The sequence below is a fragment of the Streptomyces sp. NPDC015532 genome, assembly GCF_043078065.1.
Taxonomy (GTDB): Bacteria; Actinomycetota; Actinomycetes; order Streptomycetales; family Streptomycetaceae; genus Streptomyces.
The window spans coordinates 1-3,566 of sequence record NZ_JBIBSY010000040.1; the positions used below are offsets into that span (position 1 = coordinate 1).

Sequence of the window (3,566 nt, forward strand, 5' to 3'; positions counted from 1 at the left end):
GAAGAACGGGGGCAGCCACAGGCAGTCGACGCCCAGCCATTGCAGGTAGTCGAGTCTGGCGGTCAGGCCCTTGAGGTCGCCGACGCCGTCGCCGTCGCTGTCCTGGAAGGAGCGCACCAGGACCTCGTAGAAGACGGCGCGTTTGAACCACTCGGGATCGCGGTCCTTGGCCGGGGTGTCCTCGAACGTATCCGGGACGGGCTCATTGACCATCATGCTGGGGACCCTCCGATCCGCGGTGCCGGGCCGACAGTGAGCACATGTGCACCGCCCGGACCCAGGCGCACAAAGTTGGACCTGCCCCAGTTGTAGGTCTCGCCGGTGAGCTCGTCGCGCACCGGCACGCGCGCGTCCTCGCTCAGAGCGAGTCGCGGCATGTCCAAGGACACTGTCGCCTGCCGGGTGTGGTGGGGGTCCAGGTTCGCCACGACGACCACCGTGTCGTCACCCGAACGCTTGCTGTACGCGATCACGGCATCGCTGTCGACCTGGTGGAATCGAAGGTTCCGGATTTCGCGCAGAGCCCTGTGATCCCGTCTGATCCGGTTCAGCCGGGTGATCAGCGGCGCGATCGTACGGCCCTCGCGTTCGGCGGCTTGCCAGTCGCGTGGGCGGAGCTGGTATTTCTCGGAGTGCAGGTATTCCTCGCTGCCGTGGCGCAGGGGGGTGTTCTCGCAGAGTTCGTAGCCGCTGTAGATGCCCCAGGTGGGGGAGAGGGTGGCGGCGAGGACGGCGCGCAGCGCGAACGCGGGGCGGCCGCCGGTCTGAAGGAACTCGTGCAGGATGTCGGGGGTGTTGACGAAGAGGTTGGGCCGCATGCGGGCGGCCGAGTCGCCGGAGAGTTCGGTGAGGTACTCCGTCAGTTCCTGCTTGGTGTTGCGCCAGGTGAAGTAGGTGTAGGACTGCTGGAAGCCCACCTCGGCCAGGGTCCGCATCATCGCGGGGCGGGTGAAGGCCTCGGCCAGGAAGATCACGTCGGGGTCGGTCGCGTTGATGTCCGCGATCACCTGCTCCCAGAACACGACGGGTTTGGTGTGCGGGTTGTCGACGCGGAAGATCCGTACGCCGTGCTCCATCCAGTGCCGCAGGACCCGCACGGTCTCGGCGACCAGGCCGGGCATGTCCGCGTCGAAGGCGACCGGGTAGATGTCCTGGTACTTCTTGGGCGGGTTCTCCGCGTAGGCGATGGTGTTGTCGGGGCGGTGGTGGAACCACTCCGGGTGCTTCTCCACCCACGGGTGGTCGGGGGAGCACTGCAGGGCGAAGTCGAGCGCGATCTCCAGGCCCAGCGAGCCGGCCCGGCGGACGAAGGCGTCGAAGTCCTCCAGGGTGCCCAGCTCCGGGTGGACGGCGTCGTGGCCGCCCTCGGGGGAACCGATGGCCCAGGGCACCCCGACATCCTCCGGACCCGCGGACAGCGTGTTGTCGGGACCCTTGCGATGGGTCGTGCCGATCGGGTGGATCGGCGGGAGGTAGACGACGTCGAAGCCCATCTCCGCGATCGCGGGCAGCCGTTCGGCCGCCGTACGGAACGTGCCGTGCACCGGCGGATCGACCTGCCCGCCCTCGGACCGAGGGAAGAACTCGTACCACGCCCCGTACAACGCCCGCTCCCGCTCCACCAGCAGCGGCATGGAGCGGGAGGGCGTGAGCCGTTCACGCAGCGGATGCTCCACGAGAGTGGCGGCCACCTCGGGCGCCAGCGCCGCCGCGAACCGCTCGGCCGGCGGCAGGCGGTCGTCGCGCAGGGTGTCCGCGGCGTTCAGCACCGTGTCCCGGCCGGCGCCCTCGGGCACGCCCGCGGCGGCCCGCTCGTGAAGGGCGGCGCCCTCTTCCAGGACCAGACCGACGTCGATCCCGGCGGGAATCTTGATCCCGGCGGAGCGCCGCCAGCCGGTCACCGGATCGCTCCACGCCTCCACCCGGTAGGTCCAGTGGCCCGTCGCCGACGGAGTGACGTGGGCTCCCCAGCGATCGGTGCCGGGGGCCAGTTCGCGCATCGGCGTCCACGGGCCGGAACGGCCGTCCGGATCGCACAGGACGACATTCGCGCCGACCACGTCATGGCCTTCGCCGAAAAGCGTGGCGGTGACCTGGAAGGTCTCGCCCACAACCGCTTTGGCGGGCCGTCGGCCGCAGTCGACGACCGGCCGCACATCCATGACGGGTATGCGGCCGGTGCCCGATGTCGCGTCCGTGATCGCGTCCATGCCGTCTCGCCTCCGCGGTTCTGGGCCCGAATCGTCGTTGCCGCGAAAGGCCCTCTCGGTGCGGTCCCTGGGACCGTCGTTCAGATCCGTGCCGGAACGTCCTGCAGATAGACCTCGGCGGCGTTCGCCGCCTCCCGCGCGCAGCGCTTCCCCATCAGGACGCACAGGGTGTAACCGGTGTTCTCGAAGTTCCCCCGCACCACACGGTCGGCGGGAGTCGCGAGAAGCAGGCGTTCCCACGCCCGGTAGCGCTCCAGATGCCGGGCGACCTCGGCTTTGGCAGGCAGCAGCATCACGCTGGTCACCTTCCCGATCTCTCGACCGCGCACGGCTCGCCTGGCCGGCGGATGAGGGCCGTACGCGAAGGGGAGCCGGTCCGTCACGGAGCGACACCCTCACTCATGGTGCCTGTACGGGGACCGAGCGTCTTGTTGGTTCTTCAATCACATGGGGCTCGCGCTCGGGTTGCACGAATGGAGTAGCCCTCTCATGCTGAGGGTGACTCAGGAGCGATCAGTGCTCACGCTTCGCAATCGGGGCTCGGTCCCGCAGGGGGCGAGGAGGAGCGAGAGCTTCGCCGGTGAGGAGCCAACGACGATGAAAGCCGCAGTCCCCTGCTACTACCACCTGGATGTGGAGCTCAGCGAGGAAAAGGTCGGACAGGTCAGGCGCATCCTGGCCGCGCACCTCAGGTACTGGAACCTGGAGAATCTCGCCGAATCCGTCTGCCGCTGTGCGGAAGCGCTGCTCCGCACCATCGAGCAGCACTCGGCGGACAAGAACACCACGATCGAGATGTGGTGGAACGGCCGCCGTCTGTTCGCCGCCGTCTCGGACAACAGTCAGGACATCCGCCCGCACCGGGCACCGCAGGGATGTCTGGCCCAGATCGCCGCCCTGAGCGACGGCTGGGGCTGCTGTGCCACGGACGTGGGCGGAAAGATCATCTGGTCCTCGTGGCGGGCCCGCGCCGCCGATCGCGCCCCGCTGGACCCGTCCGTGCCCGCGCCCTGTCTGCGGGTGGCGCGTCCGACGCCCCTGTACGCGGTGCTGCCGGAACCCGCGCTGGCCGCCGGACGCGACGAGACCCGGCCGGTCGCCTCCCACGGTTGACCGGCCGGCGGACCCGGCCGTGACGCTCGGCCGGGACGACCGGCCGCGTTTCCCGACCATGTCGCCGGGGGGGGGGGGGGGGGGGGGGGGGGGGGGGGGGCCCCGCGGGGGGGGGGGGGGGGGGGGGGGGGGGGGGGGGGGGGGGGGCGGGGTGCGGCGTTCGGGCGCGGGCATGGTCCGGGGCTCGGCGAGGTCGATGGTGGTGCCGTCGGTATCCCAACGGGTCTCCTGCCAGGGCTGTTT

3 protein-coding genes and 1 pseudogene are annotated in these 3,566 nt (G+C 70.2%); 1 reads left to right on the forward strand and 3 read right to left on the reverse strand.

Annotated elements, in window-relative coordinates; genetic code table 11:
* From ACF07B_RS42840 to ACF07B_RS42850, 3 genes and pseudogenes are all read right to left on the reverse strand, one after another.
* Positions 1-216, reverse strand: a 216-nt coding sequence (locus tag ACF07B_RS42840) for an alpha-amylase family glycosyl hydrolase (protein ID WP_392182935.1), incomplete at its 3' end; no start/stop codon positions are given.
* A complete protein-coding gene (locus ACF07B_RS42845; RefSeq protein ID WP_392182936.1) occupies positions 213-2,210 on the reverse strand; it encodes an alpha-1,4-glucan--maltose-1-phosphate maltosyltransferase in 1,998 nt (665 codons plus the stop codon). The genes ACF07B_RS42845 and ACF07B_RS42840, both read right to left, overlap by 4 nt.
* 101 nt (positions 2,211-2,311) lie before the next feature.
* Positions 2,312-2,503, reverse strand: a pseudogene (locus ACF07B_RS42850) (DUF5133 domain-containing protein); the annotation flags it as partial.
* 304 nt (positions 2,504-2,807) lie between these two features.
* On the opposite strand from ACF07B_RS42850, the gene ACF07B_RS42855 reads away from it, so the two are divergent.
* Positions 2,808-3,323 (forward strand): pep a2, encoded by a 516-nt coding sequence (locus tag ACF07B_RS42855; RefSeq protein ID WP_392182937.1) that lies wholly within the window; start codon positions 2,808-2,810, stop codon positions 3,321-3,323.
* Positions 3,324-3,566: the final 243 nt, after the last annotated feature.

What these genes read in the sequence shown, in the direction of transcription:
- ACF07B_RS42855 (WP_392182937.1), top strand. Translation starts at nt 2,808, where the DNA reads ATGAAAGCCGCAGTCCCCTGCTACTACCACCTGGATGTGGAGCTCAGC.
- ACF07B_RS42845 (WP_392182936.1), bottom strand. Translation starts at nt 2,210, where the DNA reads ATGGACGCGATCACGGACGCGACATCGGGCACCGGCCGCATACCCGTC.